15 protein-coding genes are annotated in these 15521 nt (G+C 45.1%); 4 read left to right on the top strand and 11 right to left on the bottom strand.

The window, feature by feature from the left end:
• Window positions 1-79: 79 nt before the first annotated feature.
• From accA to dnaE, 4 genes are all read right to left on the bottom strand, one after another.
• A complete protein-coding gene (gene accA, locus SB658_RS00880; protein WP_003229417.1) occupies window positions 80-1057 on the bottom strand; it encodes an acetyl-CoA carboxylase carboxyl transferase subunit alpha in 978 nt (325 codons plus the stop codon).
• The gene (accD, locus tag SB658_RS00875) at window positions 1042-1914 is read right to left on the bottom strand and encodes an acetyl-CoA carboxylase, carboxyltransferase subunit beta (protein ID WP_024573337.1); all 873 of its coding nucleotides are present in this window, start codon (window positions 1912-1914) and stop codon (window positions 1042-1044) included. Before accD ends, accA begins: the two co-directional genes overlap by 16 nt.
• A gap of 334 nt (window positions 1915-2248) precedes the next feature.
• Window positions 2249-3481 (bottom strand): NADP-dependent malic enzyme, encoded by a 1233-nt coding sequence (gene ystJ / locus SB658_RS00870; protein WP_014664951.1) that lies wholly within the window; start codon window positions 3479-3481, stop codon window positions 2249-2251.
• A 136-nt stretch (window positions 3482-3617) separates the two neighbouring features.
• A complete protein-coding gene (gene dnaE / locus SB658_RS00865) occupies window positions 3618-6965 on the bottom strand; it encodes a DNA polymerase III subunit alpha (protein WP_410601007.1) in 3348 nt (1115 codons plus the stop codon).
• A gap of 139 nt (window positions 6966-7104) precedes the next feature.
• Between dnaE and ytrH the strand changes: the two genes are divergently transcribed.
• The 3 genes from ytrH (at window position 7105) to SB658_RS00850 (ending at window position 8239) form a co-directional block, all read left to right on the top strand.
• Window positions 7105-7446 carry a sporulation membrane protein YtrH gene (ytrH, locus tag SB658_RS00860; RefSeq protein ID WP_003229410.1) on the top strand — a complete coding sequence of 114 codons (342 nt, stop codon included), beginning with the start codon at window positions 7105-7107 and terminating at the stop codon, window positions 7444-7446.
• A complete protein-coding gene (gene ytrI / locus SB658_RS00855) occupies window positions 7443-7946 on the top strand; it encodes a sporulation membrane protein YtrI (RefSeq protein WP_003229408.1) in 504 nt (167 codons plus the stop codon). The genes ytrH and ytrI overlap by 4 nt, the downstream gene beginning before the upstream one ends.
• 101 nt (window positions 7947-8047) lie before the next feature.
• Complete coding sequence (locus SB658_RS00850) at window positions 8048-8239, top strand: YtzJ family protein (RefSeq protein WP_003229407.1); 192 nt, start codon at window positions 8048-8050, stop codon at window positions 8237-8239.
• 17 nt (window positions 8240-8256) lie between these two features.
• On the opposite strand, the gene nrnA is transcribed toward SB658_RS00850, so the two are convergent.
• Entirely contained in the window at window positions 8257-9198 is a 942-nt protein-coding gene (nrnA, locus tag SB658_RS00845; protein ID WP_004398971.1) for a bifunctional oligoribonuclease/PAP phosphatase NrnA, read from the bottom strand.
• A 130-nt stretch (window positions 9199-9328) separates the two neighbouring features.
• Between nrnA and SB658_RS00840 the strand changes: the two genes are divergently transcribed.
• On the top strand, window positions 9329-9631 hold the full coding sequence (locus tag SB658_RS00840) for a YtpI family protein (RefSeq protein WP_003229401.1): 303 nt from the start codon (window positions 9329-9331) through the stop codon (window positions 9629-9631).
• Window positions 9632-9649: 18 nt separating this feature from the next.
• On the opposite strand, the gene SB658_RS00835 is transcribed toward SB658_RS00840, so the two are convergent.
• From SB658_RS00835 to SB658_RS00810, 6 genes are all read right to left on the bottom strand, one after another.
• A complete protein-coding gene (locus tag SB658_RS00835) occupies window positions 9650-10969 on the bottom strand; it encodes a CBS domain-containing protein (protein ID WP_004398641.1) in 1320 nt (439 codons plus the stop codon).
• Window positions 10970-11079: 110 nt separating this feature from the next.
• On the bottom strand, window positions 11080-11763 hold the full coding sequence (locus SB658_RS00830) for a metal-dependent hydrolase (RefSeq protein WP_003245964.1): 684 nt from the start codon (window positions 11761-11763) through the stop codon (window positions 11080-11082).
• A 62-nt stretch (window positions 11764-11825) separates the two neighbouring features.
• The gene (locus tag SB658_RS00825; protein WP_004398521.1) at window positions 11826-12593 is read right to left on the bottom strand and encodes an SDR family oxidoreductase; all 768 of its coding nucleotides are present in this window, start codon (window positions 12591-12593) and stop codon (window positions 11826-11828) included.
• Between the two features lie 126 nt (window positions 12594-12719).
• The gene (locus tag SB658_RS00820; RefSeq protein WP_004399018.1) at window positions 12720-12854 is read right to left on the bottom strand and encodes a hypothetical protein; all 135 of its coding nucleotides are present in this window, start codon (window positions 12852-12854) and stop codon (window positions 12720-12722) included.
• Window positions 12855-12915: 61 nt separating this feature from the next.
• The gene (gene argH / locus SB658_RS00815) at window positions 12916-14301 is read right to left on the bottom strand and encodes an argininosuccinate lyase (protein WP_072175312.1); all 1386 of its coding nucleotides are present in this window, start codon (window positions 14299-14301) and stop codon (window positions 12916-12918) included.
• Window positions 14298-15509 (bottom strand): argininosuccinate synthase, encoded by a 1212-nt coding sequence (locus SB658_RS00810; protein ID WP_003229357.1) that lies wholly within the window; start codon window positions 15507-15509, stop codon window positions 14298-14300. Before SB658_RS00810 ends, argH begins: the two co-directional genes overlap by 4 nt.
• Window positions 15510-15521 lie beyond the last annotated feature (12 nt).

Here is a 15521-nt window from a genome sequence, read left to right as displayed (position 1 = left end):
ACAATTAAATAAATTGTTTTTAAATAAAATTTAAGGAATGTCACAAAAAATAAACGTGAGCCAAAGGCTTCACGTTTATTTAGTTTACCCCGATATATTGATCTTCAACCGAGACTTTGCCAATTGCTTTATATTTTTCATAGCGCTGCTGAACTAATTCTTCTTCGCTCAGCTTCAGCAAAGTTTTTAACGATTGTTTAAGGGTTTCGTCCATATAGCTTGCCTGCAGCTTCACATCATGGTGCGCTCCGCCTTTTACTTCTTTAATCATATGATCTATAATACCTAATTCTTTTAAATCCGGCGCAGTGATTTTCATTGTTTCTGCTGCTTTTTTAGCAAGACTGGAGTCCTTCCATAAAAGTGCCGCGGCACCTTCCGGAGAAATAACAGAATAAGTAGAGTTTTCCAGCATATGCAAGTGATTCCCTACACCCAGACCAAGGGCTCCGCCGCTTCCGCCTTCACCAATGACGATGCAGATAACAGGCACTCGAAGACCGGCCATCTCAAACAGGTTTTTGGCAATAGCTTCACTTTGTCCTCTTTCTTCAGCTGCTCGTCCAGGGTATGCCCCCTTCGTATCAATAAAACAGATAATTGGTCTGTTAAATTTGTCAGCCTGTTTCATCAGACGAAGCGCTTTTCTGTAGCCTTCAGGATGCGGCATCCCAAAATTGCGGACTAGGTTTTCCTTCGTGTCTTTGCCGCGCTGATGCCCGATTACCGTTACAGGGAGGCCGTGGAACTTCGCAATCCCGCCGACAATGGCTTCATCGTCCCCGTACGCTCTGTCTCCGTGACATTCAAAAAAGTCGGTAAACAGGTGTTCGATATAATCAAGAGTTGTCGGACGGTCCGCCAGACGCGCGATTTGAACCCGGTCCCATGGCTTCAGATTTTTGTAAATATCATCCTGAAGCTTAGCGAGACGGTCTTCGAGCCGTTCGATTTCCGCACTTAGATCCATATCGGAATCTTGGGTGAATTTTTTTAGTTCGGCGATTTTGGTTTGCAGTTCAATCACCGGTTTCTCAAATTCTAATCTTGGAGCCACTCAATGTCACCTCCTGTTTGATGCATATCCAGCAGATTTTCTAACGTTTTTTTCATATCGTCGCGATGAATAACCGCATCAAGCTGTCCATGTTTTAATAAAAATTCAGCCGTTTGGAAGTCCTCAGGCAGTTTTTCTCCTATTGTCTGTTCAATAATCCGTCTTCCGGCAAAACCGATCAGCGCGCCAGGCTCAGCGAAATTGTAATCGCCAAGGGATGCAAAGCTTGCTGATACGCCCCCGGTAGTCGGATGCGTCATTACTGAAATAATAAGACCCTGTTCTTCACTGAACAGTTTTAACGCAGAGCTTGTCTTAGCCATCTGCATCAAACTTAATACGCCTTCCTGCATTCTAGCGCCGCCTGAAGCCGTAAAAATAATAAACGGAACTTTATCAGCTTTTGCTTTTTCAATCGCAAGCGTGATTTTTTCACCGACGACTGAACCCATGCTGCCCATTCTGAATGAAGAGTCCATGACGGCGACTACAGCCGGGTGTCCGCCGATGGTGCCCTTGCCTGTCACAACAGCCTCGTTTAAGGATGTTTTCTCGCGATCTTTTTCAAGCTTTTCCAGATATCCCGGGAAACCAAGCGGATTTTCCGAGAGCATTCCCTGATTGAATTCCTCAAAGGATTTTTCATCCATCAAGCTTTCGATACGCTGTTTTGCGTTCATTGGGAAATGATAATCGCAGTTCATGCATACCCGCATATTTTTATCCAACTCTTTAGTGAGCATGATTTTTTTACACTTAGGACATTTTGTCATAATGCCTTCCGGAACATCGTGCTTCGCTTGATCAGATGGTACGGAAGCATACTTTTTCTTTTTCGTGAATATATCCTTTAACAAATGATTACCTCCCTTTTGTGAAGGGTTCTCTTCACCGCATGTCATCAAACAGATAGACTTGCTAATAACTTTACCGAAACTATTGTACTTTTTTTGTCAAACGCTGTCATCCTCAATTCGACAACTTTTTATTCGATGACGTGCTCGGAAAGGCTTGTATGAAATCAGATAAGGTGTTGAAACGACAAGGTTGACAGCGCATTCAAAAATAATGTTAAACCCGGCTGAAATTTTTTTAAGGCTAACCCCCTAAAAAAATTTCAGCCGTCAGTTTAACTTGAGAACAGCGCGCCGGTCTCCGCCAACGCGCTGCCATTTTTGGAATGAATTAAAATTATTCACCAATAATCGTAAGTTTTCTTGTTTTTTCTGCGACTTCCTCAGGGTCAACAGTGATTCTTGCAACACCTGTTTCCATCGCAGCTTTTGCCACAGCCTTCGCAACAGCAGGCGCAACACGCTTATCAAACGGTGCAGGGATGACATAGTCTGCGCTAAGCTCATCTTCTGAAACCAGTGAAGCAATGGCTTCAACCGCTGCGATTTTCATTTCCTCGTTAATATGAGTGGCACGCACATCAAGTGCTCCGCGGAAAATACCAGGGAATGCAAGAACATTGTTTACTTGGTTCGGGAAGTCAGAACGGCCAGTTCCGATAACGCTTGCTCCGGCTTCACGCGCATCTTCCGGCATGATTTCCGGATTTGGATTTGCCATTGCAAAGATAATCGGATCTTTTGCCATGCTTTGAACCATTTCTTTTGTTAACGCGCCTGCTACAGAGACACCGATAAATACGTCAGCATCAACGATGACATCTTTCAGAGAACCGTCTTTGCGATCTTGGTTCGTGAACTTCGCCACTTCATTTTTGACATCGTTCATGCCGTTCGGGCGCCCTTCATAAATGGCCCCTTTGGAATCGCACATCACAATGTCGCGAACGCCATAATGATGAAGAAGCTTGATAATCGCAATGCCAGCCGCACCCGCGCCGTTTGCGACAACTTTAATGGATGACATGGATTTTCCAGACAGTTTCAGCGCGTTCACAAGACCTGCTACGGTTACAATGGCAGTACCGTGCTGATCATCATGGAAAACCGGGATGTTTGTTTCTTTTTTGAGGCGCTCTTCAATGATAAAGCAGTTTGGCGCTGCAATATCTTCAAGGTTGACGCCGCCAAATGTTGGTTCCAGCAATTTTACAGTTTCAACGATTTTATCAACATCGTTTGTGTTTAAAGCAATCGGGAACGCATCTACGCCCGCAAAGCTTTTGAAAAGAACTGCTTTCCCTTCCATAACAGGAAGCGCCGCTTCAGGGCCGATGTTTCCAAGGCCAAGTACAGCTGTACCGTCAGTTACAACTGCTACCATGTTCCCCTTCATTGTATAATCATATACTTTGTTAATGTCTTCATGAATATCCTTACACGGTTCTGCAACACCCGGAGAATACGCGAGGCTTAGATCTTTCGCATTTCTGACCTCTACTTTTGATTTAGACTCCAGTTTCCCCTGGTTGACTTTATGCAGGTGTAATGCTTCTTCTCTTAATGACATTCTCCTAAACACTCCTTATGGATATTTTTTGATTCGTATACTGCTGCGTTGATTGCTGCATTCTGCGGAGTAAATCTATCTGAATATTTAAACAGGATCACATAATTGCTCCAATTGTATAACAAAAAGCGAATCGTTACCACTGTTTTAAAACGACGTTTTTTTGACCCAACAGCTCTTTTAAGCGATATAACACCTGGTGATCTGCATTGATATGGAACGACTCAGGTAGCTTAATCGTCTGTTTTTGCCTTTCATAATAGAGATAAACGCCTGTTTCCCCTTTATGCTCCAGCAAAATGCGCTTAATCTTTGCCAGGATCTCCTGGCTGTGCTGACTGCTTTCTATTTTTATATAAACCGATGGCGCTTTTTCTGCATCCATATTTTCTAATAATTCTGCCCGGGACATGATGAATTGGATCTTATCTTGTCTAACTTCACATTTCCCCGCTGTGAACAAAAGAGCGCCTTCTCTTAAAACGGGAGAAAGCTGTCTGAATTGTTCAGGGAAGACTACGGCTTCCATCTCGCCGGTTTCATCACTGAGCGTTAAAAACGCCATGTTTTGACCTGTTTTCGTCCGAATCGTTTTGATCTTCGACAGCAGAACGCCTAGTGAAAGCTGCCTTTTGACTGCCCGCTGAGCCTGCAGAATGGAGACTGCTCCTTGCGCAGTGAGCTGTTTTCGGAAGGCGGAGAGGGGATGATTTGAAAAATAAATGCCAAGCGTTTCCTTTTCAAACGCAAGTAAATCCACCAGAGGAAGCTCCTCCGTCTCCACATACTTCGGCTTAATTGAAAACGATTCATCTAAAAACAATCCCATTTGGTCATCGTCCGCGGCGAATAGCTCAGCATGTTCCAAAGCAACATCAATGGATGCGAGCAGCGTGGCCCGGTTTTGGCCGAATTCGTCCATCGCACCAGAAAAGATAAGTGCTTCAAGCATTTTGCGATTTACGCTTTTTGACGGCACGCGAAAGCAGAAATCGAAAAGATCTTCAAATGGTTTCTCTTTTCTTGCTTTATATATATCTTTGACTGCTGAGACGCCTACACTTTTTATCGCGCGGAGGCTGTATCTGACAGATCCGTTTTCAACTGTAAACGGAAAACTGCTTTTATTCACTGACGGAGGAAGGATACGAATCCCGCTCCCCTTTGCTTCGTAAAGATATTGAGAGATTTTATCCTCATTGCCAATGACGCTTGTCAGCAATCCGCACATAAAATATAACGGATAATGAGCTTTCAAATACGCAAGCTGGCACCCGATCATGCTGTATGCCACCGCATGGCTTCTGTTAAAGCCATAGTTTGCGAATTTGACGATTAAATCGTAGACCTCATTTGCAGTGTCTACAGAATACTCCTTTTTTAAGCACCCTTCAACAAAATGGCTTCGCTCTCTGTCCAGGATTTCTTTTTTCTTTTTGCTGACCGCCCTTCTCAATAGGTCCGCTTCGCCTAAAGAAAACCCCGCCATACGGGAAGCAATCATCATAATTTGTTCCTGATACACAATGACGCCATATGTATCTTCCAAAATGCTCCTTAAATCTTCATGAGGATAGTGAACAGGCGCCCGGCCGTGTTTACGGTCGATAAATAACAGAATATTTTCCATCGGACCCGGCCGGTACAGTGCATTGACCGCCACAATATCTTCTAGGCCCGAAGGTTTCAGCCGTTTCAAGACGCTTCTCATCCCTGCAGATTCAAGCTGGAAAATGCCTGTCGTATCCCCTTTTGACAGCAAGGAGAACGTTTTGTCATCGCTGTAGGAAATACTTGAAAGGTCTATTTTAATATTTTCTTCTTTTTCAATCATTGAAGTGATAGATTCAATAAGTGTCAGATTCCTCAAACCTAAGAAATCCATTTTTAAAAGGCCCAAGTCTTCAAGATGGTCCATCGCGTATTGCGTTAAATAGATCCCTTCATGCCCTTCTTGAAGCGGAACAACATCTGTTAACGGTTCTTCACTCAGGACAACGCCCGCTGCGTGGGTTGATGCATGCCTTGGCAGCCCTTCTATTTTCCGGGCAATTGAATAGACTTGCTGAAGCAGGCTTGACTCCCGAAGCCGCTTATCCAGCTGCGGTGACTGCTGTCTCGCTTCATCCAGCGTCATTCCCGGTCTTGAAGGAATGAGTTTTGCAAGCTGATCTGCCTCCTTCGGGCTGACGCCGAATACTCTGCCGACGTCCCGGAGCGCCGCCTTTGCCGCAAGTGTTCCAAAGGTGATAATCTGTGCGACGTGCATTGCACCGTATTTCTGCTGAACATATTGAATGACTTCATCCCTTCTAGTATCGGGAAAGTCAATATCAATATCCGGCATGCTGACGCGCTCGGGATTTAAAAATCTTTCAAACAGAAGGTGATGCTTAATCGGGTCAACATCTGTGATATACAGCACATATGCCACAAGAGAACCTGCCGCAGAACCCCTTCCCGGTCCTGTAACAATCCCTTTTTCATGGGCGTGCTTCATAAAATCCCACACGATCAGAAAGTAATCGCTGAACTTCATCCGCTTGATGACATCAAGCTCATATTGAAGACGGCGAAGGTATCGTTCATCAGGCTTGCCGAAACGGCTGCGGAGTCCCTCCATACAGATATCCGTTAAATAATCATCAGCGGACGTTCCGTCTGGGGTCGGAAAAGACGGTAGACGGGTCTGCCCGAGACTGACGTCAACCCGGCATTGTTCCGCGATCTCTACAGAAGCTTGCAGTGCCTCGGGATGCTCTCGATAAATGTTTTGCATTTCTTCGAGTGGTTTCAAATCGAGATCAGGCAAATCTTCAGCGGGTGCATCCGTCAGTTTTTCCCCCGCTTTAATCGCTTTCAGACAACGGTAGGCAGCCTTATCTTCCTTCCTTATGTAATGCACATCGCCTGTGGCCGTAACAGGGATACCCGTTTCTTCTGACAGCTTTAGAATCTGCTCAGACAAGACTTGATTCCCTTTAAAAGGCTGATAGGAGAAATAAAAAGCTCCCTTTCCGAATATAGACTGAAATTCCAGCGAGGCTTGAGCAGCCTGTTCGAACAGCCCTCCTTCAAGAAGCGTTTCAATATATCCTTTTTCGCCGGGCGTTATTGCGATAATCCCTTCTCGATAACTGTGAAGCCATTTCGGCTTCAGTCCGCCTTTTGATTTAGATTGCAGAACGCTGCTGATTTTCAGCAGGTTTTGATAGCCTGTATTTGATTTTGCCAGCAGGACGAGCGGGTATGCTTCAAGCTCGCTGTCATCCGTAAAAACAGAAGCCGTCAAACCGATTATTGGGTTGATCCCTCTCGCCTTGCAAGCTTTATAAAATTGAATAGCTCCGTACATGACATGATCATCTGTCAGCGCCAAAGACGCATATCCGAGCCTGTCAGCTTCACTGACGAGCTCTTCCACAGCCGCGGCGCTGTTTAGCAGGCTGTACCCGCTATGCACTTGCAGGTGAACAAAAGACATGCTATCACCTCTTTCTCATTACGATTCATTTCTTCCCTCATTATAAGGCCGGTTTCCAAAAGAAACAAATGTTCTTTTTTGACTCATCATCATACTTGTCCTGAAAGCTCAATATGATATAAAAGGTGAGGTGATAAAGATGGATCAGGAAGCAGGATTTATGGTGAATTTTATCAATAGCTACTTCATTGCGTTAGGGGTGCTGATCGGGGGCGCACTCATTGGAGGGCTCGGAGCATATTTGGCAGGCGAACCCCCGCTTACAGCCATTACAAAGCTTGCCAACCGGTTAAAAATATGGGCGCTTGTCGCAGCTATCGGAGGCACCTTTGATGCGGTATACAGCTTTGAACGCGGCATACTCGAAGGCAATACGAGAGATATCTTTAAACAGCTTCTTTTAATTATTTCGGCCATGGGAGGCGCGCAAAGCGGCTGGCTCATTATATCATGGCTGACCCAGGAGCATCTTTCTTCATGAGGGTCCCCCAGCATTACAAAAAACCGGGATGGCAGCGTTTTTTCGCGGGAATGATGTGCGGAGCCGTAATCAGCTGGTTCTTTTTCCTGTTTACCTACGGAACATTCCAAGAGGAGCAGGTCAGCCTCATCGAAAAGCAAAAAGAGCATGTAAAAGACTTGAACAATCAAATTTCGATCTATCAGGAAGACCTCCATAAACTGAATGAAGATAATAAAAGAAAACTGCTGATTCAAAGCGTCAGCGTCAAATTGCTGAATGGGGATAAATATAAAATATCACAGCCGGATAAAACGAAATTCGAGGAGCATGTAAAGGATGATATTTCAGAGGTGATTACAAAAGACATAGAGAGCGTCTATCAAACAAAGGATCTCTTGAAGCGGACAATTGAAAATAAAGTCTATATGATCAATGAAAAAAAATACGAGGCAACCGTCAGAGAATTGATTATTTATACGAGGCTGACAGTGGAACTTGAAATATCTTTCGCCACATAATTATGGATTTTTTTTAAATTCTCCAAACTTCTGTCGCTTTTTCCCATTCTTTTTTATAAACTATATGTGAGGCTTAATGGCGAAAGGAAGGAGGAAGGGAAATGGAGGTTTACAGTGACCGTCAGTTAGCAAAAGATCAAGCAGCCCGTCTCAGACAAGGTTTTTCTGCATATGCCGAAACAAACTCACTCGCTTCCCTCATCAAAAAAGAACTTCAATCACACAATCTCCAAGTCTACGAGGACCTTACTGATTTCGGCTGCTGGTTCATCCCCGTCACAGATGAACACTAAGAGAGAGGGTCTCCCCTCTACTCGTGTTCTTTACATAATGTTTCCAGATCAGCTAAAATCCGATCAGCTTCATCCCAGCTGTAAATAGAGGCGCCTGAAGCTAACGGATGCCCTCCGCCGTTATATTTCCGGGCAAGTCCGTTAATGACAGGCCCCTTCGAACGGAATCTGACTCTGATTTGATCGTCTTCTTCTACGAAAAACACCCAGGCGCGAATACCTGAGATATTGCCAAGCGTCCCAACAAGCTGTGACGCTTCAGAAGCCGTTGTGCCGAATTTTTCAAGCGTATCCTTTTTGATGAAAACAGAAGCCGCCCCGTTTTCGGACAAAGACACATTTTGAAAGATAAAGCCGTTAAGCTTCACCACATTCAGTTTTGTTTCATACAATTGATTAAATAACTCTGAGGAAGAGAATGGATACTGAATGAGCTCGCCTGCATATTTTAATGTTTTTTCCGTGGTATTCGGAAATAAAAAGCGTCCGGTATCTCCAACAATGCCGGCGTAGATCAGCTCTGCCGCTTTCGTATTCAGCTTCCAGCCGTGCTCTTTTCCTTCTAAATACAGCTCGTAAATCATTTCACTTACTGAGCTGGCGCTTGTATCGACCCAGAGAAGGTCACCGTATGGATCTTCGTTCGGATGGTGGTCGATTTTCATTAGTTTGGCGCCTGAAGGATAACGCTGATCGTCGATTCTTTCCTGATTTGCCGTATCGCAGACAATGACAAGTGCGCCTTCATATGTTTCATTGTCCACCTCATCAAGGGAATATAAGAAAGAGAGGGACGGTTCAGGCGTGCCGACCGCAAAAATATTTTTTTCAGGATATGTTTCACGCAGGATTTCCGTAAGCCCGCACTGTGATCCGTAGGCATCCGGATCAGGACGCACATGTCTATGTAAGATAATCGTGTCATATAATGATATGGTTCTGATCAATTCTGTTTTCATTTGATACTCCTTTATTGTTTTTATTCATTAAATCACATTCTCTGCCGACGGAAAAGAAAAATAACGTCAAAACCAAGCCCGTTTTTGTATAAAATGGGTTTGTAAACTTTTACGATGGAGGATTTCATTTATGCTGGTTCTTGTTTTTTTGATTGGGCTTTCCGCCTGCTTTTATGTGTACTATAAAGTAAAAGGCGTACGGGCAAAGCCATCTTTGGCAAAAGAAATATGTTCAGCAAAATCAAGCATGGCCTTAGGGTCACTAGTCCTGTTCTACGGGCTCAACCAAATGATATTATTCCATTCAGTATTAACGTTAGTAATCGGCGGTATCTTTATCGTCATAGGAGCAGGAAGCGCTTGGGCAGGTTATAAAGCCTTCAGGCATTACAATCCCCTTCACGCCAAAGAAGCTGAAAGAGATCACGCGTAAGGGGCGCCTGAACGTCCCTTAGCTTCTTTCCATCAGCTGAACCATCAGCATCGCTTTAGACACGATATGACCTTGGCTGTGCACTTCCACTTCCATTTTCCCAAACTTTCTGCCAGCCTCCAAGATGCGAGGTTTGACTTCGATGACTGATTCCATCTGCACAGGCTTCAAAAAGAAGATGGTGATGCTCTCTATGACGAGTTCGCCGCGTTTTTTCGAGCGCAAAAATCGGTTTGCCGCTTGCGTCAAAATGGTCGTAAATACGCCATAAGAAATGGTTCCAAGCTGATTTGTCATTTGCGGCGTGACTTCATACTCGTAAACCGTTTGATCTTCTTTATCATCACCCTCATCTTTAAACCCCCTTGAAACGATATCATCAAGCTTCTCCCCGACCTGCGGCTGCTTTTGAATCATTTGAAGAGCTTTCAATACGTCTTGGCGGCTGATCATGCCGATGAGTTTTTGGTGGCCGTCAGTGACGGGAAGCACTTCGATCCCTTCCCATACCATCATTTGCGCAGCTGAAGCGACAGATGTTTTCCCAATAACCGTGACGGGATTTTTGGTCATAACTTTTTCTATAGATGCATTTCGGTCATGGCCAGCAATATCTTTTGATGTCAGAATGCCATGGATTTTCATTTGATCGTCGACAACCGGGAAGCGGCCGTGCCCCGTTTCAAAATTTTTCTCATACCATTTTTCAAGTTTATCCTTAGGCGAAAGATATACCGTGCGGTCAGCAGGTGTTAGGATGTCCTCCACTAAAACAATTTCTTTTTTGATCAGCTGGTCATAAATTGCCCGGTTAATCATCGCGGCAACTGTAAAGGTGTCATAGCTCGTGGATAAAATCGGCAGTTCAAGCTCATCTGCCAGCTGCACAATGCTGTCATCCGTGTTAAAGCCCCCGGTCACCAATACGGCCGCGCCCGCTTCAAGCGCCTGCCTGTGTGCATTGATTCTGTTTCCGACAATCAAAAGATTCCCCGCTGCGGTGTAACGCATCATCGCGTCAAGCTCCATCGCGCCGATGACGAATTTATTCAATGTCTTATGGAGCCCTGCCCTGCCTCCGAGCACTTGTCCGTCTATAACATTTACAACCTCTGCATAGGTAAGCTTTTCAATGTTCTCTTTTTTCTTTTGTTCAATTCTGATTGTGCCCACACGTTCAATTGTGCTGACAAACCCTTTATTCTCTGCTTCCTTGATCGCTCTGTACGCGGTTCCTTCGCTTACTTTCATTTCCTTTGCAATTCTTCGGACAGAAATTTTTTCACCGACAGGCAGTGAATCGATATACGTTAAAATTTGTTCATGCTTCGTTGCCAAGCCTTTCACCTCTAAGGACAGTCTTCTTGTTTTTATTATAAGGTTTCAAAGGATTTATACGCAATGAGGCTGGAAAATAAAAAACCATCTCCTAGAGATGGTTTCACGGTTTAAAGCTCGATCGTCTCACCGACCGACATGACTTTGCCGACTCCGCCCGGCAGGCTGTCAGCGAATGCTTCTGGGTCTTGTTCGATGACCGGGAATGTATTGTAATGCACCGGCACGACCTGTTTTGCGCGCAGCCATTCAGCGGCAAGCTTGGCGTCTTCAGGCCCCATCGTAAAGTTATCGCCAATCGGCAGGAAAGCAAGGTCGATATGATTCAATTCGCCAATGAGTTTCATATCAGAGAAAAGAGCCGTATCGCCCGCGTGGAAAATCGTTTTATCTTCTACAGTCAGCAAAATACCGGCAGGCATGCCTGTGTAAGTGATCGTTTTGTTTTCTTCATCTGTGATGGCTGATCCATGAAAGGCCTGTGTGAGCTTCACTTTTCCAAAATCGAACTGGCGGGAGCCGCCGATGTGCATTGGATGAACATTCAAGCCTTTCCAGCCTAAGTACACAGCAAGCTCGTTCGGAGCTATAACCAACGCGTTATTTTGCTTGGCGATTTGTTCAGTATCACCGACATGGTCATTGTGGCCGTGCGTTAATAAGATGACATCCGCTTTTACATCCTCCGGCTTTATATCCGTTAATGAATTCCCTGTTAAAAACGGATCAAAAATAATATGATGGTCCTTCGTTTCCACTGTGATTACAGAATGTCCGTGATATGTCACTTTCATTTCTTTCACCTCGTCACATGATTTTGATTTTTTTATTTTCCCTTTTTAAAAAGCTGAAAAACTTATGTTGTTTGATTCTTGTTAATGACATTGAGGCCTCCGGTGGCTTCAATGACAGTCCCAGTCACAAGGTCTGAGTTCTCCTCACACAAGAAAGCGATAATCCGGGCGATATCCTCGCCTGTACCGGATCTTCCTATCGGCGTTTTTTCTTTGCCGATTCGCATTCTTGCTTCCTCTATCGATGCTTCTTTCATGTCGCCGACAATGTCTCCCGGGCAAACCATGTTGGCGGTTATGCCGAATTCGGCTTCTTCAATGGCAATTGTCTTCGTCAAAGAAGCCAAGCCCACTTTTGCAGCGCCAAATGCCGATCGGTGAAGCCAGCCGGGCGCGTGAGCCGCACCTTGGAATCCGTACGTAATGATGCGTCCAAATTGCTGTTTTCTCATAATAGGAATAACCGCTTTGAATAAATGAAAGACGGCGCTTAAATTTCCTTCCAGCATGCCATACCATTCATCATCAGTATAATCGGCTAACTTTTTACGTTCAAATATGTATGGTCCCGCGTTGTTAATCAAAAAGTCGATCCTTCCGAAGCGGTTTAAGGCAGCCTCTGCAATACGCAGCAGATCTTCTTTTTTGGTGACATCACCTTTTACAAATTGCAGCCGGTCAAGACAATCGGGACAGGCTTCCTTCAGGCGGCTGACTGCCTCCTCATCCTGTCTGTAATTGACTGTTACTGAATACCCCTTTGCAAGCAACGTTTCAGTCACTTTGCGGCCTAAACCCTTCGAACCGGCAGTAATTAAAGCATGTCGCACATGAATACCTCCCAAAGCAACGTCGCCGCTTTCAATAAAGTGTTTCTTCTTCTACTTTACTATAAAAGGCTTGCAATATCACTTTTTACACTTTGGCATACAAAAAAAGCTGTCTGTACAGACAGCTTATTCTGCAGGAGATGAAGACTCCTGATCAGGCATATCGACATAACCGCTTTGATATGCTTCTGAAATGAGCCTTGTTGTCTCCTGGCTTTCTTGTTCATCATAAATATAGCGTTCCGGTTCTTTTTTCATCATTCTGCCTCCCATCATTATAGAGGTAGGTTGGCTATAATGACGGGATTTTATGAAGGAAATTTTAACAAACTCCTGCTGCCACGCAAGCTTTCGCTTTTTCAAGCGCCTGCTTTACCTGTTTGAATCCGGTGCCCCCGGCGCTCATTCTTTTTTCAACTGCGTAGTAAGGGTCTAACACAGTGTAAATATCTTCTTCGAATAGTGTGCTCGCCTGCTGAAACTCGCCAAACGGCATATCGCTTAAATAGATCCCTCTTTCGATGCATGTGTACACAAGTTTCCCGACCACTTCATGCGCTTCTCTGAACGGCATTCCTTTTTTAGCTAAATAATCGGCCAGTTCCGTCGCGTTTGAAAAGTCTTGTTTTGTTGCTTGCTTCATGACGTCTTTGTTTACAGTCATTGTTTGGATCATGCCTGTGAAGATTTGCAGGCTGCCCTCCACCGTTTTCACCGTGTCAAACATGCCCTCTTTGTCTTCCTGCAGATCTTTGTTGTAAGCGAGCGGAAGTCCTTTCATGATCGTAAACAGACCCATCATATCGCCGTATACGCGCCCTGTTTTGCCGCGGATCAGCTCCGCCATATCAGGGTTTTTCTTTTGCGGCATCATGCTGCTTCCTGTTGCGTACGTATCGTCAAGCTCGATGAATTTAAACTCCTGCGAGCACCATAAAATGATTTCTTCAGAGAAACGGGATAGGTGCATCATCAGCATACTGCTGTTGCTTAAAAACTCCAAAATGAAGTCTCTGTCGCTGACGCCGTCCAAGCTGTTTTCATAAATGGCATCAAAGCCGAGCAGTTCTGCTGAATAATCACGGTCAATTGGGAAGGTTGTTCCCGCGAGCGCCCCGCAGCCGAGCGGAGATTTGTTAATCCGCTTCATCGAATCCTGAAAACGCTCCTTGTCGCGCTCAAGCATCCAGAAATACGCAAGCAGATGGTGAGCGAATGAAATCGGCTGGGCGCGCTGCAGATGTGTGTAGCCCGGCAGAATCGTTTCAACGTTCGCTTCCGCCTTTTCAATCAGCGCACTTTGGAATGCCTCAATCAGCTCGATGATGTGGCCGACATGATTCTTCAAGTATAAATGCATGTCAGTCGCCACCTGGTCATTCCGACTTCTGCCGGTATGCAGCTTGCCGCCAAGAGGACCGATTTCGTCAATGAGCATTTTCTCAATGTTCAAATGAATATCCTCATAATCGACTGAGAATTCCAATGTTCCCTCCTCTGCTTTTTGCAAAAGGGTATTCAGGCCCTCTCGGATTTTCAGCTCTTCTTCTGCTGTCAGAATACCGCATTTTTTCAGCATGGCAGCATGTGCGAGAGACCCTGTAATGTCTTCAGCAACTAAGTGTTGGTCAAATGATATGGACGCGCCGAACTCGTCGACCCATTTTTCCGGTGTTTTTTGAAATCGGCCTCCCCAAAGCTTCTTCATGCTTTAATCTGCTCCTTCTTTTTCACGATGCTGTTCACTTTTGTCGGAAGTCCCCAAAGCTCGATAAATCCGATTGCTGCATGGTGATCAAATGCATCGTCTTTTGTATATGTTGCAAGTTTTTCATCATATAGAGAGTATTCCGATTTACGTCCTTCTACAATTGCATGGCCTTTAAACAGCTTCACGCGGACAATGCCTGTGACATGCTTTTGCGTTTCTTTTAAGAAAGCGTGCAGCGCGTCTTTTAACGGCGAGAACCATAAGCCGTTATAAATGATTTCTGACATTTTTTGCTCGATGATCGGTTTAAAGTGGGCTACCTCTTTCACCAGTGTCAAATCTTCTAATTCTTTATGCGCTTTGATCAGTGTCATCGCACCAGGGCATTCGTATACTTCCCGGGATTTAATGCCGACGAGGCGGTTTTCCACGTGGTCGATACGTCCGACACCGTGCGCCCCCGCCATTTCATTCAGCTTCAAGATCAGCTCAGAAAGCGAGTAGGAAACACCGTCAATGGAGACAGGCACGCCCTGTTCAAATGCAATTTCAATCACTTCCGGCGTGTCCGGCGTTTTTTCCAGCGGAGCTGTTAAATCGTATGCACCTTCTGGCGGCGCCGCCCATGGATCTTCTAAAATGCCGCACTCATTGGCGCGTCCCCAGAGGTTTTGGTCGATAGAATACGGGCTGTCAAGATTGATCGGAATCGGAATGCCGCGGCTAGCCGCATATTCAATTTCTTCTTCACGTGACCACTGCCATTCGCGAACCGGCGCGATGACTTCAAGATCAGGGTTTAATGATTTAATGGAGACTTCAAAACGAACCTGGTCATTTCCTTTCCCTGTGCATCCGTGGGCAATCGCCTGTGCATCTTCTTTTTCCGCAATTTCAACCAGTTTTTTCGCGATCAGCGGTCGAGATAATGCCGAAACAAGCGGGTATTTTCCTTCATACATCGTGTGGGCCTGCAAAGAAATAAGCGCGTAGTCCTGTGCAAATTCTTCTTTTGCATCGATCACGTAGGAGTTTGTCGCGCCGACTTCAAGCGCTTTCTGCTGAACAAATGCCAAATCTTTGCCCTCACCGACATCCAGACAGCAGGCGATTACATTATATCCTTGCTCCTGAAGCCATTTTATTGCGACGGAAGTATCAAGACCCCCTGAGTATGCTAATACGACTTTTTTCTGTTCTGACATGATAAAATTCCC

This window comes from Bacillus sp. SIMBA_008, assembly GCF_046535495.1.
GTDB classification, from domain to species: Bacteria; Bacillota; Bacilli; order Bacillales; family Bacillaceae; genus Bacillus; species Bacillus subtilis.
Note: the sequence above shows the minus strand (reverse complement) of the source record. Positions and strands in the feature narration are given on the sequence as shown.

Excerpts from the sequence above, each read along its gene's own strand:
- SB658_RS00840 (WP_003229401.1), top strand. The coding sequence starts at position 9,329 with ATGCTGGTTCTTGTTTTTTTGATTGGGCTTTCCGCCTGCTTTTATGTG.
- SB658_RS00820 (WP_004399018.1), bottom strand. The coding sequence starts at position 12,854 with ATGATGAAAAAAGAACCGGAACGCTATATTTATGATGAACAAGAAAGC.
- nrnA (WP_004398971.1), bottom strand. The coding sequence starts at position 9,198 with ATGAAAACAGAATTGATCAGAACCATATCATTATATGACACGATTATC.
- argH (WP_072175312.1), bottom strand. The coding sequence starts at position 14,301 with ATGAAGAAGCTTTGGGGAGGCCGATTTCAAAAAACACCGGAAAAATGG.
- ytrH (WP_003229410.1), top strand. The coding sequence starts at position 7,105 with ATGGATCAGGAAGCAGGATTTATGGTGAATTTTATCAATAGCTACTTC.
- ystJ (WP_014664951.1), bottom strand. The coding sequence starts at position 3,481 with ATGTCATTAAGAGAAGAAGCATTACACCTGCATAAAGTCAACCAGGGG.
- SB658_RS00850 (WP_003229407.1), top strand. The coding sequence starts at position 8,048 with ATGGAGGTTTACAGTGACCGTCAGTTAGCAAAAGATCAAGCAGCCCGT.
- dnaE (WP_410601007.1), bottom strand. The coding sequence starts at position 6,965 with ATGTCTTTTGTTCACCTGCAAGTGCATAGCGGGTACAGCCTGCTAAAC.
- ytrI (WP_003229408.1), top strand. The coding sequence starts at position 7,443 with ATGAGGGTCCCCCAGCATTACAAAAAACCGGGATGGCAGCGTTTTTTC.
- SB658_RS00830 (WP_003245964.1), bottom strand. The coding sequence starts at position 11,763 with ATGAAAGTGACATATCACGGACATTCTGTAATCACAGTGGAAACGAAG.
- SB658_RS00810 (WP_003229357.1), bottom strand. The coding sequence starts at position 15,509 with ATGTCAGAACAGAAAAAAGTCGTATTAGCATACTCAGGGGGTCTTGAT.